This is a genomic window from Streptomyces laurentii (assembly GCF_040635425.1).
In the GTDB taxonomy this organism is placed as follows: domain Bacteria; phylum Actinomycetota; class Actinomycetes; order Streptomycetales; family Streptomycetaceae; genus Streptomyces; species Streptomyces laurentii.
The window spans coordinates 1-15,614 of record NZ_JBEYHT010000039.1 but is presented as its reverse complement, the minus strand read 5'-3'; the positions used below and the strand labels follow the sequence as shown (position 1 = coordinate 15,614).

General features: G+C 74.5%; 10 protein-coding genes. 4 read left to right on the top strand and 6 right to left on the bottom strand.

Annotated features, from left to right (window positions below; all coding sequences use genetic code 11):
* Positions 1-18 precede the first annotated feature (18 nt).
* Both ABZ693_RS22860 and ABZ693_RS22855 read left to right on the top strand, forming a co-directional pair.
* Complete coding sequence (locus ABZ693_RS22860) at positions 19-1,287, top strand: AAA family ATPase (RefSeq protein WP_359880224.1); 1,269 nt, start codon at positions 19-21, stop codon at positions 1,285-1,287.
* The gene (locus tag ABZ693_RS22855) at positions 1,284-2,531 is read left to right on the top strand and encodes a vWA domain-containing protein (protein ID WP_359880222.1); all 1,248 of its coding nucleotides are present in this window, start codon (positions 1,284-1,286) and stop codon (positions 2,529-2,531) included. Before ABZ693_RS22860 ends, ABZ693_RS22855 begins: the two co-directional genes overlap by 4 nt.
* 104 nt (positions 2,532-2,635) lie before the next feature.
* Here ABZ693_RS22855 and ABZ693_RS22850 read toward each other — a convergent pair whose 3' ends face one another.
* The 5 genes from ABZ693_RS22850 to ABZ693_RS22830 are packed head-to-tail and all read right to left on the bottom strand — an operon-like array spanning position 2,636 to position 9,882.
* The gene (locus ABZ693_RS22850; RefSeq protein WP_359880220.1) at positions 2,636-3,769 is read right to left on the bottom strand and encodes an acyl-CoA dehydrogenase family protein; all 1,134 of its coding nucleotides are present in this window, start codon (positions 3,767-3,769) and stop codon (positions 2,636-2,638) included.
* Positions 3,766-5,736 (bottom strand): ATP-binding protein, encoded by a 1,971-nt coding sequence (locus ABZ693_RS22845; RefSeq protein WP_359880218.1) that lies wholly within the window; start codon positions 5,734-5,736, stop codon positions 3,766-3,768. Before ABZ693_RS22845 ends, ABZ693_RS22850 begins: the two co-directional genes overlap by 4 nt.
* A gap of 11 nt (positions 5,737-5,747) precedes the next feature.
* Positions 5,748-7,352 (bottom strand): acyl-CoA carboxylase subunit beta, encoded by a 1,605-nt coding sequence (locus ABZ693_RS22840; RefSeq protein ID WP_359880216.1) that lies wholly within the window; start codon positions 7,350-7,352, stop codon positions 5,748-5,750.
* Positions 7,349-9,079 carry an acyclic terpene utilization AtuA family protein gene (locus tag ABZ693_RS22835; RefSeq protein WP_359880213.1) on the bottom strand — a complete coding sequence of 577 codons (1,731 nt, stop codon included), beginning with the start codon at positions 9,077-9,079 and terminating at the stop codon, positions 7,349-7,351. Before ABZ693_RS22835 ends, ABZ693_RS22840 begins: the two co-directional genes overlap by 4 nt.
* Positions 9,076-9,882, bottom strand: coding sequence for a TIGR03084 family metal-binding protein (locus tag ABZ693_RS22830; RefSeq protein WP_359880210.1), 807 nt, complete (start codon positions 9,880-9,882; stop codon positions 9,076-9,078). The genes ABZ693_RS22835 and ABZ693_RS22830 overlap by 4 nt, the downstream gene beginning before the upstream one ends.
* 419 nt (positions 9,883-10,301) lie before the next feature.
* Here ABZ693_RS22830 and ABZ693_RS22825 point away from each other — a divergent pair, with 419 nt between their 5' ends.
* Positions 10,302-12,827, top strand: coding sequence for an FtsX-like permease family protein (locus ABZ693_RS22825; protein WP_359880208.1), 2,526 nt, complete (start codon positions 10,302-10,304; stop codon positions 12,825-12,827).
* A 39-nt stretch (positions 12,828-12,866) separates the two neighbouring features.
* Here ABZ693_RS22825 and ABZ693_RS22820 read toward each other — a convergent pair whose 3' ends face one another.
* Positions 12,867-14,366, bottom strand: coding sequence for an MFS transporter (locus ABZ693_RS22820; protein WP_359880206.1), 1,500 nt, complete (start codon positions 14,364-14,366; stop codon positions 12,867-12,869).
* A gap of 179 nt (positions 14,367-14,545) precedes the next feature.
* Here ABZ693_RS22820 and ABZ693_RS22815 point away from each other — a divergent pair, with 179 nt between their 5' ends.
* Positions 14,546-15,454, top strand: a complete 909-nt coding sequence (locus ABZ693_RS22815) for a LysR family transcriptional regulator (RefSeq protein WP_359880203.1) — start codon at positions 14,546-14,548, stop codon at positions 15,452-15,454.
* Positions 15,455-15,614: the final 160 nt, after the last annotated feature.

The window sequence follows — 15,614 nt, the reverse complement described above, 5'->3', positions numbered from 1 at the left end:
GACCCTCAGGTGACCCTTATGCCCTCATATACCCCTTCCCCCTCCCCCTCCCTTTCCGCCTCCCCCGCTCCTGCCCCCGCCCGGCTCGACGTCGCGGCCGACCTGCTCGCCCTCCTGCGCGACACCCGCACCGAGCCCCGGCCCGACCCCCAGCTGGAGGCGCTGACCCTGGCCGTCTCCGCCGACCTCCCGGTCCTGCTGTGGGGCGAGCCCGGCATCGGCAAGACCGCCGCGCTGACCCAGCTCGCCGACACCCTCGATCTGCCGCTCACCACCGTCATCGCCAGCGTGCACGAACCTTCCGACTTCTCCGGCCTGCCCGTCATCGGCGACGACCCGGCGGAACAGGGCGTGCCGCTCGCACCGCCGGACTGGGCCATCCGGCTCGTACGGCAGGGCCGCGGGCTGCTGTTCCTCGACGAACTGTCCACCGCCACGCCCGCCGTCCAAGCCGCGCTCCTGCGCCTCGTCCTGGAACGGCGTATCGGCTCGCTCCGGCTCCCGGCCGACGTACGGATCGTGGCCGCCGCCAATCCGCGGGCCTCGGCGGCGGACGGCTGGGAGCTGAGCGCCCCGCTGGCGAACCGTTTCGTCCATCTCCAGTGGGCCCACGACCACGAGGTGGTGATCCGCGGCCTCGGCGGCACCTGGCCGCGCGCCGTCCTCCCCCGCCTGGACCCCGCGCTGCTCCCCGGCGCCGTGGACCGGGCCCGCCGCGCGGTGTGCGGGCTGCTGACCGCGCGCCCCGCCCTCGTCCACCGGCTGCCGGGCACCGAGACCCGCCGGGGCGGCGCCTGGCCGTCGCCCCGCAGCTGGGACATGGCCCTGTCCCTGATCGCCTTCGCGACCGCCGCCGGCTCGGACCGGGACGTCCTGTCGCTGCTCGTGCGCGGCACCGTCGGCGACGGTTCCGGCCTCGAACTCCTGGCCTGGCTCGACCGGATGGACCTGCCCGACCCCGAACTCCTCCTCGCCGACCCCGTGCACGCCGAACTGCCGGAACGCGGCGACCGGCGCCAGGCCACCCTCGAAGGAGTCGTCGAGGTGGTCAAATCCCTTCTCACAGAGGACCGTTGGAACGCGGCCTGGGCGCTGCTCGTACGGGCGATGGAAACCGGTGCACCGGACCTGGTCGTCGTGCCCGCCACCACCCTCGCGGCGCTGCGGCGCGAGGACTGGGACGTACCGGAGGCGATCGAGCGGCTCGCGGGCGTGGTGTCCATGTCCCGGCGCGCGGACCGCTCGATGGCGCGGGCGGCCAAGGAGCGGACGGGGGCGGGCCGATGAGCGGCGAGGCGAGCACGGGGGGCCTGGAGCTCGACCGGGAGAAGCTGTTCGCCGCGCGCCTGCACGCCGCCCGGGTCCGCCCGTACCTGGCGACCGCCCTGTTCGCCCTGCACCCGGTGGAGTCGCGGCGCGTGCCGACGATGGCGGTCGACCGCCACTGGCGGTGCTACGTCTCCCCCGCCTTCGTGGCCCGCACCCCGGTCGAGGAGCTGGCCGGGGTGTGGGTGCACGAGGTGTCCCACCTGCTGCGCGACCACCACGGCCGGGGCGACCGGGTCGCCCGCGCCCGCGGCCTCACCGGCGCCGCCGACCGGCTGCGCATCAACATCGCGGCGGACTGCGAGATCAACGACGACGCGTACGGCGACGGCCTCGTGCCGCCCGAAGGCGTCCTCACCCCGCAGTCCCTCGGCCTGCCCGAGGGCAAGCTGATGGAGGACTACCTGGGGCGGTTCCGGCTCGAACAGTGGCCGAACCTCATGGCCGCCTGGCTCGACTGCGGCAGCGGCGCCGACGGCCTGGAGCGGGAATGGGACCTCGGCCCGGACGGCGCCCACGGCCTGAGCGAACAGGAACGGGACGGCATCCGCTTCCGGGTCGCCCAGGGCATCACCGGCCGCCCCGGCACCGCGCCCAAGGGCTGGCAGCGCTGGGCCGACCGGGCACTCCATCCGCCGCAGCCCTGGCGGGAGCTGCTGGGCGCGGCGGTCCGCACCGCGACCTCCGGGGCCGGCGCCGGCGAGGACCACAGTCACGGCCGCCCGTCGCGCCGCTCCAGCGCCCTGCCCGGAATCGTGCTGCCGAGCCTGCGCCGCAGACCGCCCCGGGTAACGGTCGTCATCGACACGTCCGCCTCGGTCAGCGACGGCGAACTGGGCAGCGCGCTCCTGGAAGTCGCCGCCATCACCCGCGCGGTGGGCGGCCGCCGGGACCTGGTGAGCGTCGTCTCCTGCGACGCCGCCGCCCGGATCGCGCACCCGGTGTGCCAGGCGGAGGGCATCACCCTCATCGGCGGCGGCGGTACGGACCTGCGGACGGGCTTCACCGTCGCCCTGCGGGCCCGCCCGCGCCCCGACGTCGTGGTCGTCCTCACCGACGGCCAGACCCCCTGGCCCGCGCGGCGCCCGGACTGCCGCACGGTCGTGGGCCTCTTCGCCCGCCCCGTCCGGCACGTGGACGAGGACGACCCCGACTACGTGCCGGACCGGCCCCCGGACTGGGCCCGGGTGGTCCGCATCGGGTGAGGGAAGCCCGGCCGACGGTGCGACGGCCCGGCGGTCGGCCTCCTTCCGGGCCGGCTCCCCGTCGTCGTACCGGGGAGCCGGGTCCCGAGGCGTACTCCGGTCTCTCAGTACGACTTCGGCAGGCCCAGGGTCTGGTGGGAGACGAAGTTGAGGATCATCTCGCGGCTGACCGGGGCGATCCGGGCCACCCGGGCGGCGGTGATGAGGCGGGCGAGGCCGAACTCGCGGGTGAGGCCGTTGCCGCCGAGGGTGTGGACGGACTGGTCGACGGCCTTCACGCAGGCCTCGGCCGCGGCGTACTTCGCCATGTTGGCGGCCTCGCCGGCCGCCAGGTCGTCGCCCGCGTCGTAGAGGGCGGCGGCCTTGCGCATCATCAGGCGGGCGAGTTCGAGTTCGATGTGGGACTGGGCGAGGGGGTGGGCGATGGCCTGGTGGGCGCCGATGGGGGTCTTCCAGACCTGGCGTTCCTTGGCGTACGTCACCGCCTGGGCGAGGGCGTAGCGGCCCATGCCGATGGCGAACGCGGCCGTCATGATGCGCTCGGGGTTGAGGCCCGCGAAGAGTTGGAGGAGTCCGGCGTCCTCGTCGCCCACGAGGGCGTCGGCGGGGAGCCGGACGCCGTCGAGAGTCAGCTCGAACTGCTTCTCGTGGGCGTCGAGTTCCATGTCGATGGCGCGACGGCCGAAGCCGGGGGTGTCGCGCGGGACGATGAAGAGGCAGGCCTTGAGCGTGCCGGTGCGGGCATCGGAGGTGCGGCCGACGATGAGGGTCGCGTCGGCGATGTCGGCGCCGGAGACGAAGACCTTGCGGCCGTCGAGCACCCAGCCGTCGCCCGTGCGCGTGGCGGTGGTGGTGATGCGGTGGGAGTTGGAGCCGGCGTCGGGTTCGGTGATGCCGAAGGCCATGGTGCGGCTGCCGTCGGCGAGGCCGGGCAGCCAGGCGGCCTTCTGCGCGTCGGTGCCGAAGCGGGCGAGGACCGTGCCGCAGATCGCGGGCGAGACGACCATCATCAGGAGCGGCGCGCCGGCCGCGCCGGCCTCTTCGAGCACGATGGAGAGTTCGGCCATGCCGCCGCCCCCGCCGCCGTACTCCTCGGGCAGGTTGACGCCCAGGTAGCCGAGCTTGCCGGCCTCGGCCCACAGTTCGGCGCGGTCGAAGCCGGGGCCGTGACGGCGGCCGAGGGCGGCGACGGCGGCGCGCAGGGCGGTGTGTTCGGCCGGTTCGATGAGGGTGCTCATGCGGACGGTTCCTCCTGTGCATCGGTCGATACGACGGCGAGCAGGGCACCGACCTCGACCTGGCGGCCGGGGGCGGCGTGGAGCGCGGTGAGCGTGCCGGAGGCGGGCGCGGTGACCCGGTGTTCCATCTTCATGGCCTCCAGCCACAGCAGGGGCTGCCCGGCCTCGACCCGGCCGCCGACGGCCAGGCCGTCGGCGACGCGGACGACGGTGCCGGGCATGGGGGCCAGCAGGGAGCCGGGCTCCCGCTGGTCGTCGGGGTCGGGGAAGCGGGGTACGGGGGTAAGGCGGTGCGGTCCGGCGTACACGGTCCCGTCGTGGCGGGCGATCGAGAAGTGCCGGACGATTCCGCCGGCTTCGAGGCTGACGCGGTCGGCCGCGACGGCGACGGCACGCACTCCGGGAGGGCTGGTCACCTGATAGCCGCCGGCGCGGGTCGGGCGGTACGCGACCTCGTGACCGCCGTCGCCCGTGCGGGCGAGTCCGGTGTACGCCCGGCGCTCGTCCTGCGACCGTACGTTGCGCCAACCTCCCCCGAAACGAGATGGGTTGACGGCGGCGTCGGCGAGGGCGGCCGCGACCGCCGCGTACTCCTCGCCCGGCGGCGGGACCGTCAGGGCGTCCAGGTGTTCGGCGTAGAAGTCGGTGCCGAGGCGGGCCGGTTCGGTGAAGCCGGGGTGGCGGAGGGAGGCGACCAGCAGGTCGCGGTTGGTCGACGGGCCGTGGATACGGGCGCGTTCAAGGCCGCGGGCGAGCAGGCGGGCGGCCGCGGCGCGGGTCGGGGCGTGGGCGACGACCTTGGCGAGCATGGCGTCGTAGTGCACGCCGACGGTGTCGCCGGAGACGTAACCGGTATCGACCCTGAGGCCCGGTCCGCCGGGCAGACCGGAGCCGGCCGAGCCGGAGCCGGGCAGCCCGGAGCCGGACAGGCCCAGGCCGGGCAGCTCGAAGGTGTGCAGCCGGCCGGTCTGCGGGGCCCAGCGGGCGGCCGGGTCCTCCGCGTACAGGCGGGCCTCGACGGCGTGCCCGGACGGCTCCGGCGGATCGGGCGGCAGCGCGTCGCCCTCGGCGACGGCGATCTGGAGGGCGACGAGGTCGATACCGAACACGGCCTCGGTGACCGGGTGTTCGACCTGGAGGCGGGTGTTCATCTCCAGGAAGTGCGCGCGGCCGCCGGCGACCAGGAACTCGACCGTGCCCGCACCGGTGTACCCGACGGCCTTCGCGGCCGCCGCCGACCGCTCGTACAGCGAGGCGACGAGTCCGGGCGGCAGACCGGGCGCCGGGGATTCCTCGATCACCTTCTGGTGGCGGCGCTGGAGTGAGCAGTCGCGGGTGCCGAGGGTCCAGACGGTGCCATGGGTGTCGGCCAGGATCTGCACCTCGACGTGGCGGCCGTTCTCGACGTACGGCTCGACGAAGACCTCGCCGTCCCCGAACGCGCTCAGTGCCTCCGCCGACGCGGCCTTCAACTCGCCGTCCAGGTCGGCCCTGTGCCGTACGACACGCATGCCCCGGCCGCCGCCGCCCGCCGCCGCCTTCACCAGGACGGGCAGGTCGTCGGCGGTGACGTCGGCGGCGGCGAGCGGCGGCACGCCGAGGAGTTCCTTGGCACGGGTCTTGGACGCCATGGCCTCGATCGCGGCCGGCGGCGGGCCGATCCACACCAGTCCGGCGTCGGTGACGGCGCGCGCGAAGCCGGGGTTCTCGGAGAGGAAGCCGTAGCCGGGGTGGACGGCGTCGGCCCCGGCCGCCAGCGCGGCCTTCACGATCAGGTCGCCGCGCAGATAGGTGTCCGCGGGGGCCGCGCCCGGCAGCCGTACCGCCGTGTCCGCCTCCCGTACGTGCAGGGCGTCGGCGTCCGCGTCGGAGTACACGGCGACGGTCGCGATGCCCAGGTCACGGCAGGTACGGAAGATCCGGCAGGCGATCTCGCCCCGGTTGGCCACGAGAAGAGTCGACAACATGTCGGGATGCCTCACATTCGGAAGACGCCGAAGCCGCCGCGCGCGCCCTCGACCGGTGCCGTGTGGATCGCGGACAGGCAGAGCCCGAGGACGGTACGGGTGTCGCGCGGGTCGACGACCCCGTCGTCGTACAGCCGCCCGGACAGGAACATCGGCAGCGATTCGCTCTCGATCTGCGCCTCGACCATCGCGCGCAGTCCGGCGTCCGCCTCGTCGTCGTACGGCTGCCCCTTCGCCGCCGCGCTCGCCCGCGCGACGATCGACAGCACGCCGGCCAGCTGTTGCGGCCCCATGACGGCGGACTTGGCGCTCGGCCAGGCGAAGAGGAAGCGCGGGTCGTACGCCCGGCCGCACATCCCGTAGTGCCCGGCCCCGTACGAGGCGCCCATCAGGACGGACAGATGCGGGACGCGCGAGTTCGACACCGCGTTGATCATCATCGCGCCGTGCTTGATGATGCCGCCCTGCTCGTACTCCTTGCCGACCATGTAGCCGGTGGTGTTGTGCAGGAAGACCAGCGGGATGTCGCGCTGGTTGGCGAGCTGGATGAACTGGGCGGCCTTCTGCGACTCGGCGGAGAAGAGCACGCCCTGCGCGTTGGCGAGGACGCCCACCGGGTAGCCGTGCAGCCGCGCCCAGCCGGTGACCAGGCTCGTCCCGTACAGCGGCTTGAACTCGTCGAAGTCCGAGCCGTCGACGATCCGCGCGATCACCTCGCGCGGGTCGAAGGGGGTCTTGAGGTCGCCGGGCACGATGCCGAGGAGTTCGTCCGCGTCGTACTTCGGCGGCAGGACGGCGAGCGGGTCCGGATCCGGGTGCGCCTTGCGGTGGTTGAGGCGGGCGACGATCCGGCGGGCCTGGCGCAGCGCGTCGTGCTCGTCGACGGCGTAGTGGTCGGCGAGCCCGGAGACGCGGGCGTGCATCTCGGCGCCGCCGAGCGACTCGTCGTCGCTCTCCTCCCCCGTCGCCATCTTGACGAGCGGCGGCCCGCCGAGGAAGACCTTCGACCGCTCCTTGATCATCACGGTGTGGTCGGACATGCCGGGGACGTACGCGCCGCCGGCCGTCGAGTTGCCGAAGACGACCGCGACCGTCGGGATTCCCGCGGCGGACAGCCGGGTGAGGTCGCGGAAGAGCGCCCCGCCGGGGATGAAGATCTCCTTCTGCGAGGGCAGATCGGCGCCGCCGGACTCGACGAGCGAGACGACGGGGAGGCGGTTGGCGTACGCGATCTCGTTGGCACGCAGGGCCTTCTTCAGCGTCCAGGGGTTGGAGGCGCCGCCGCGCACGGTCGGGTCGTTGGCGGTGATCAGGCACTCGACGCCCTCGATCACCCCGATGCCGGTGACCAGGGACGCCCCTACGGCATGGTCGCTGCCCCAGGCGGCGAGCGGGGACAGTTCCAGGAAGGGGGTGTCGGGGTCGACGAGGAGTCCGATGCGCTCGCGGGCGAGCAGCTTGCCGCGCTTGCGATGCCGGGCGACGTACTTCTCGCCGCCGCCCGCGAGCGCCTTCGCGTGCTCGGCGTCGAGCGCGTCGATCTTGTCGAGCATGGCCGAACGGTTGCTCGTATAGTCCGGTCCGCCGGTGTCGAGGGCGGAGGCGAGGACGGTCACAGCAGTTCCTCCGGGATGTCGAGACGGCGGGAGCGCAGCCATTCGCCGAGGGCCTTGGCCTGCGGGTCGAAGCGGGCCTGGGAGGCGACGCCTTCGCCGAGGAGGCCGGTCACGGTGAAGTTCAGCGCCCGCAGACGCGGCAGCACATGGCGTTCCACCGGGAGTTCGGACGTCTCGGGCAGCAGGGCGCGGAAGCGGTCGACGGTGAGGGTGTGGACGAGCCAGCGCCAGGCCGGTTCGCCGCGGACCCAGACCCCGACGTTCGCGTCACCGCCCTTGTCGCCGCTGCGCGCCCCGGCGACCCGGCCGAGCGGCGCCCGGCGCACCGGACCGGCGGGGACGGGCGGGGGCTCGGGCAGCGGCGGTTCCGGTACGGGTTCCAGGGGCCGGGTGCGCTCCGGTACGGGGACGGGGACGCGGGTCCCGTCGGGCAGCACGGCCGTGTGCGCGACCTCGCCGGCCGGGACGTACGCCGACTCGAAGACCCCGTAGGGGGCACCCCGGCCGGGCGGGGCGGTGACGTGGAAGCCCGGGTAGCTCGCGAGGGCCGGCTCGATCGCGGCGCCGGTGACGGCCCGGCCGACGGCCTCCCGGTCCTGGTCGCGCACGACGAGGCGGAGCAGCGCGCTGGCGGTCTCCTCGGTCGGCGCGTCGGGACGGTCGGTGCGCGCCAGCTCCCAACTCACCTGCTGGGGACGGGATTTCCCGAGGGCGTCCTCGACCTGGGCGCGGACGAGCGCGGCCTTCGCCTCGATATCGAGGCCGGTGAGCACGAAGACGACCTCGTTGCGGAAGCCGCCGAGCCGGCACAGGCCCGCCTTGAGCGTGGGCGGCGGCGCCTCGCCCCGTACCCCGTCGATCCGTACCCGGTCCGGCCCGTCCTGGGTGAGCCGTACGGTGTCGAGCCGGGCGGTCACGTCGGGGCCGGCGTAGCGGGCGCCGGTCGTCTCGTACAGCAGCTGGGCGGTGACGGTGCCGGTGTCGACGAAGCCGCCGGTACCGGGGTGCTTGGTGATGACGGCCGTGCCGTCGGCGTGGAGTTCGGCGAGCGGGAAGCCGGGGCGGCGGAGGCGGTACGGGCCGTCCGGGCCGTCCAGGCCCTCCGGACCGTCCGCGCCGTGCTCGGTGAAGAAGGCGTAGTTGCCGCCGGTGGCCTGGGTGCCGCATTCCAGGACGTGGCCGGCGACGACCGCGCCCGCCATCTTGTCGTGCCAGTCCGGGTCGTCCGGCCGCCAGCCGAAGAACCACTGCGCGGGCCCGGTGACGAGCGCGGCGTCCGTGACCCGGCCGGTCACGACGACATCGGCACCGGCGGCGAGACAGGCCGCGATCCCGCCGCCGCCGAGGTAGGCGTTCGCCGCCAACACCCCAAGCCGGGGCGGGAGTCGGTCGCCCTCGACGTGGGCGACGCGGGCCGGGACACCGAGCCGTTCGGCCAGCGCGCGCAGGGCGTCGGCGAGACCGGCCGGGTTGAGTCCGCCGGCGTTGGCGACGATCTTCACACCGCGCTCGTGGGCGAGCCCGAGCCCCTCCTCCATCTGGCGCAGGAAGGTCTTGGCGTATCCGGCCGCGGGGTCCTTGAGGAGGTCGCGGCCGAGGATGAGCATGGTCAGTTCGGCGAGGTAATCGCCGGTGAGGACGTCGAGTTCGCCGCCGGTCAGCATCTCGCGGACGGCGTCGAAGCGGTCGCCGTAGAAGCCGGAGGCGTTGCCGACCCGCAGGATCACGCCTCCCCCTCCGCGCCGGTCTCGCGAGGTGCCCGCCCCGGTCCGGCCGGGCCCGCGAACGCCTGCGCGATGCCCAGCCACCGCTCGGCGTCGGCACCGCGCGCGACGAGCGCGGTGTCGGCGCGGTGGACGCGCTGGGTGACGAGAAGGCAGAAGTCGAGGGCCGGTCCGGTGACGGCCTGCGACGCGTCCTCGGGGCCGTACATCCACATTTCCCCGCTGGGAGAGGTGAGTTCGAGCCGGAAGGGCTCGGCGGGCGGGGTGAGGCCGCGCACGTGGTACGCGTAGTCGCGGGAGCGCAGTCCGATCCACGCCACGTGCCGCAGCCGGGCCGTCGGCACGCGGACGACCCCGAGGGCGTCGGCCAGGTCCTGCCCGTGCGCCCAGGTCTCCATGAGCCGCGCCGTCGCGAGCGAGACGGCGCTCATGGCGGGCCCGTACCAGGGGAATCGAGTGCCGGGCGGCGCCTCGCGCAGCACCCGGTGGAGCTCCTCGCGGCCGGCCCGCCAGCGGGCGAGCAGTTCGGCGGGCGGCAGCGCCGCGCCCTCCTCGGCGCCGTCGTCGACGAAACGGTCGGGCGCCGCGGCGGCCTTCGCCACCTCCCCCGCGAACGCCTCCGGGTCGGTCGCCGCGAGCAGCGCGGCGTTGTCCGTCCAGGCGAGGTGGGCGATCTGATGCGCGACCGTCCAGCGCGGCGCGGGCGTGGGCAGCGCCCACTGTTCCTCGCTCGACTCCCGTACGAGCGCGTCGACTTCCTCACTCTCGGCACGCAGGTCGTCGAGTACGGCGGCAGGGTCGGACACGGAGCGCTCCCCTCGAGGTCGGGGCGGGGACGGGCGGGTCACGGACGTGCGTGAGGAGCATGGCAGCCACCACAGAAACAATCAAGCGTGCTTGCTTTGAGTTTTCGGGCCCGCGGGAGGACCTGGGGGACTACGCCGGCCGGACCCCGCCCGCACACCGCGCGGCCCCGCGTCCGAGCCCGTACCCGGCCCCGCTCCAGGCCCGGCACCCGGCTTCCCCGCCGGTCTCTCGTCCGGCTACCCACCAGGTCGGGACCCGGCTCCACTCCAGGTCCCGCGCCCGGCCCCGCGCCCCGGGTCGTACACCGGGTCATCCCCGAGAGGTACGCCCCCGCCCCTGACCCGCCGACTCCGGGATGACCCGGAATCGTGCCTGGTAGGGCCGCATATGAGGGCCCCTCACTCCTAGCGTGGAGACCATGCCGCCCACCCGCTCCGCTTCACTGCTCTCCTTCACGCTCAAGGACTTCCGCTCCCAGCTGCGCCGACTCGTCCTCACCGGCGCCGCCGTCGCCGTGGGCGTCGCGTTCCTCGTCCTGTCCGTCGGCGGCGCGGGCGCGCTCGTCCAGTCGTACGAGCAGTCGGCGGCGATCGACGTCGGCGACGCGCCCGTCCAGGTCGCCCCGCGGGGCGGCGCCCCCGGTGCCGCCCTCCCGGCCGGCGCCGCCGCCAAGGCCGCGAAGGTCCCGCGGGTCGCGGCCGTCGCCGCCCGCCTCGTCGGCCACGCCAACGTCCTCACCCCCGCCGGCCGCCCCCTCGACGACCGCGCGCTCGTCACCTCCGTCGCCGCCGAACCCGCCCTGCGCTGGCAGCGCCTGGCCACCGGCGCCTGGCCCGAACGCGCGGGCGAGATCGCCCTCGACGAGGACAGCGCGGCCCGCGTCGGCGCCCGCGTCGGCGGCACGGTGACGGTCACCACCGCCACCGGCGGCACCGCCCGCGTCCGCCTCACCGGCCTGCTCGACACCGCCTCCTCGCAGACCCTCGGCTCGCAGCCCGCCCTCGGCATCCCCGAGGCCGCCACCGCCACGTACGCCACCGGCCTGCGCGCCACCCACCTCGACCTCGCGCTGCGCCCCGGCGCCGACGCGTCCGACGTCGCGGCCGATGTACGGCGCGCGCTCGGCGACGACGTCGCCGCCCGTACCCACACCCGGGCCGTCGAGGAGGCCATGCGCAGCGGGAAGACGATGTACGCGGTGGTGCTCACGGCGGCGCTGTCGTTCGTCCTCATCGCGATGGCCGTGGCGCGGATGGTCGTCACCAACACCTTCTCCGTCGTCCTCGCCCAACGCGCCCGCCAGCTCGCCCTGTTGCGCTGCGTCGGCGCCGACCGCGAACAGATCCGCCGGATCATCCGCCGCCAGGGCCTGCTCCTCGGCGTACTCGCCTCCGGCACCGGACTGGCGGCCGGCGCGGGCGCCTGCGCGCTCGGCACGGCGCTCCTGGCCGGGCTCGCCGACCTCGGCCCGGTCGAGATCTCGCTGATGCCGGGCCGCTGGACGTTCCTCCTCGGCGGACTGTTCGGCGTCCTCCTCACCCTGTGGGCGGTCCGCCGCCCGGCGCGCGCCGCCTCCGCCGTACCGCCGGTCGCCGCCCTCGCCGCCGGCAGCGCCGCGACCCTGCCCGAGCCGGGCCGGCGCGCGGTGCGCGAGGCCGTCTCCGTCGTGATGCTGGTGGCGGGCGCGGGGCTGCTGGCGATCGGCGCGTTCGGCGGCTCGGCGATCTCGCTGCTCGCGGTGACGCTTGGCGCGATCCTCACCTTCTTCGCCGTCCTGCGGTACGCGCGCCACCTGCTGCCGCCGATCGTCGGGCTGATCGGCCTCGCGCTGCGCCGCCCGTTCGGCACGGTCGGCCGGCTGTCGGTGCAGCAGCTGCGCGCCAACGGCGCCCGGACCGCGGCCGCCGCCTCCGCGATGCTGGTGGGCGTGACGGTCGCCGTGTCGGCGGTGACGGCCATCGGGATCACCAAGGGCGGCCTGGAGGAGCTGCTGGCGGACCGGATGCCGTCGGTGTTCGCCCTCGACCCGGACGACGAGACGGTGCCGGCCGGGGCCCTCGCGGCGCTGCGCGCCGAGCGGAACCTGACCGTCACCCCCGTCCGTACCGCCACCGTCACCCTCGACGGACACCGCACCCTCGTCGCCACGGCCGACCCTGCGGGCCTCAACCCGCGCGCCGACGGCGTACCGCAGGCGCGGGCGCTGCGGGACGGGGAGGCGCTCGGGCCGCTGCGGAACCCGGGGCCGGACCTCACGGCCGTACGGGGCGCGGAGATGCTGCCCATGCAGCTGTACCCGGACGCGGGGCTGTACGTGACGGGGGCGACGTTCGACCGGCTGGCGTCGGGTTCCGACGGGGGTACGGAGCCGACCGCGGCCCGGCTCGCGACGGTGCTGGTCAACCCGGCGGACGGGACCGGCCGCGACGAGGCCCGGGCGGCGGTGGACCGCGCGCTCGCCGCGTACCCCGGCATCCGCGTCGCCGACACCGGCTCCGACGCGAAGCTCGTCCGCACGATGCTGGACCGGCTGATGATGGTGGTCACCGTGCTGCTCGGCTTCTCGACGGCCATCGCCGCGCTGGGCGTGGCGGCGACGCTGACGCTGACGGTGGAGGAGCGGACCCGCGAGTTCGGGATGCTGCGGGCGATCGGGCTGGTGGGCGGGCAGCTGCGCCGCATGCTGACTCTGGAGTCCGTACTCCTCGCCCTCTCGGGCGCGCTCGCGGGCACCCTGCTCGGTGTCGTCTACGGCACCCTCGCCGCCCGCTCCGTCCTCGGCGGCCGGATCGCCCCGCTGGACGTCCTGGCCTCGTCGGGCGGTACGGCCCTGACGATCCTGGCCCTGCTCGCCGCCACCGTCGTGACGGGCATCGCGGCCTCGGTCCTGCCGGCCCGGCGGGTGCGGCGGATGGTGATCGTGGACGCGCTGCGGGAGGCGTGAGCGGGGGCCTGCGGGGGGGGCGGAGCCGGGCGCGAAGGATCAGTGGGATACGGGGAGTTGATCGCTGCTGCGGTCGGCTCCCCGGTCGACGGGTTCTCCCGGCGAGACCACCGTTCCGGCAGCCCGCCGCGCGCGGAGCCCGAAGGCGCTGACCAGGGTGGCGAGCAGGGCCGCGGCGAGCGGTACCCACAGGGCGGCCCGGTAGCCGTCGAGCAGCGCGGCCGGTGAAGTCGACGTGGTGGCGGCGACGTTGACGGCGGTGACGGTGGAGAGGCCGAGCGCGGCGCCGAACTGGAAGGAGGTGTACAGCAGTCCCCCGGCCAGCCCCTGTTCCTCCTCCTTGACGCCTTCGGTGGCGACGATGGTCAGCGGGCCGTAGGCGAGGGAGAAGGCGAGGCCGAGGACGATCAGGCTGGGGAACATCGCCGGGTACGTCCAGTCGGCGCCGACCGGCAGGAACAGGGCGTACGCGAGCGAGGCCAGGAGCAGTCCGCCGAAGATCACCCGGGCGTTGCCGAAGCGGGCCACCAGCCGGGGGGTGAGCAGCGGGGAGAGGACCGCGTCGATGCCGATGACGATCATCGCGAAGCTGGTCTGAAGAGTCGACCAGTCGCGCAGTTCCTGGAGGTAGAGGACGACCAGGAACTGGAACCCGAAGAAGCCCGCCGAGAACAGCAGCCCGGAGAGGTTGGCGCGGACCAGGGCGCCGCTGCGGAAGACGCCGAGACGGACCAGCGGGGACGCCGAACGGCGTTCCACGGCGGCGAACGCGGCGAGGAAGGCGAGGCCCGCGCCGATCGTTCCGGCCGTCCAGGCGAGGCTCGAATGGGTGGCGCGCTCCACGCCGAGGACGAGCAGGACGACGGCGGCGGTGACGGTGACGCCCCCGGCCAGGTCGACGCTCTGCCGGACGCCCGCTCCCCCGGTGCCGGTCCCGGCGCGGCCGGGGCGCGGCGGCTTGGGTACGAGGGCGAGCGCGGCAACGAGGATCAGCGCGGAGAGCACGACCGGGGCGAAGAACACCCAGCGCCAGTCGACCGCCGTGAGCAGCCCGCCGACGACGAGGCCGCTCGAGAAGCCGGCGGCCGAGGTGCCGGCGTAGAAGAGCAGGGCCTTGTCGCGCCTCGGGCCCTCCTCGAAACCGGTGGTGATGATGGACAGACCGGCCGGGGTCATGAAGGCGGCGGCGACGCCGGTGACGAACCGGGCGACGATCAGTGTCCAGCCCTCGGTGGCGAATCCTCCCAGGCCGGAGAAGAGCAGGAAGACCGCGAGCCAGCCGACGAACATCCGGCGGCGCCCGAACAGGTCGGCCGCCCGGCCGCCGAGCAGCATGAAGCCGCCGTATCCGAGGACGTACGCGCTCATGACCCACTGAAGCGAGCCGGTGGACAGGCCGAGGTCGGCGCGGATGGACGGCAGGGCCACGTTGAGCATGGCCACGTCGATGCCCTCCAGGAAGATCGCGCCGCACAGGACGAGCAGGACGCCCCCTTCGCGTCCGCGCAGAGCACCGCTCGCTGTTTGCCGTGAAGTCATGTCGATTCCTCGATGGTGAGGGCGGAGGGGCAGATGAAGGGGCTGAAGAGAATGAAGGGCGGTGCCGGGATCCGTCGGCTCGACCACCCTCGGTCAGGGCGGGAGGGGGGAACAACGGCGAAGAACGCAACGTTCGTTCAGCCAGGCTTACCGATACCGAGCAAGCAGGGGGAACGCCGGTGGAGCACGACGAGCTGGAGTGTTTCCTGCTGCTCGCCGAAGAGTTGCACTTCGGCCGCACGGCCGAACGGATGCGGCTGTCCCGGGCCCGGGTGAGCCAGCTCGTCCAGCGGCTCGAACGCCGCGTCGGCGCACCGCTGTTCGCCCGTACCAGCCGCAAGGTCGCCCTCACCTCGCTCGGGCGGCAGCTGCGCGCCGATCTCGAACCGCACCACCGCGCGATCGAGGCCGCCCTGGAACGGGCGGCCGCCAGCGCGCGCGGTATCGACACCGTGCTGTACGTCGGGTTCGCCAACCCCCTGACCGGCGAGATCGCCATGCGGGCGGCGGAGACACTGCGCGCCGGGCGCCCGCGGCTTGCCGTGGAGTTCTGCGAGGCCCCGCTCGCCGATCCGTACGGTCAGCTCCGCAAGGGCGAACTCCATGTCCAGATCTCCGAGCTGCCCGTACAAGACGAAGAATTGAGCGCGGGCCCGGCACTGCTCGCGGAGGAACGCGTCCTCGCGATCCACGCGGCCCACCCGCTCGCCGCGCGGGCCGCGGTGTCCCTGGAGGACCTGGCCGAGGTCACCCTGCTCACGGTCGACGGCGACGTACCCGCCTCCTGGCTCGCCCACCACGTCCCCACGCACACGCCGAGCGGCCGGCCGATCGCCCGCGGGCCCGGCGTGACCCAGCTGCAGGAGGCGCTGATGCTGATCGCCGGCGGCCGGGGCGCGCTGCTCGCGCCGGCGCACACGGCGACGTACCACGCGCGCCCCGGCGTCGCCTACGTCCCCTTCGCCGACGCGGAGCCGACCGACTACGGCCTGGTGTGGCGGGCCGGTCACACCACCGAGGCGGTGGGGGCCTTCGTCACGGCCGCGCGCGAGGCGGCGCGGGAGGTGAGGGCCCGTACCGCCAGGTGAGCGCGCGCGGGAAGGCGGGAACAGAAAAGTGGCGGCGGAGGGGGTGATTTCCCCCTCCGACACCACTTCTCGGCTCCTCGGCGGTACGCCGGGTGGGTCAGGGGCGCTCGGTTTCCTGACCCGGCGCTCCGGCGCGCGCCCCGGCGGGGGTGGCGGCGGC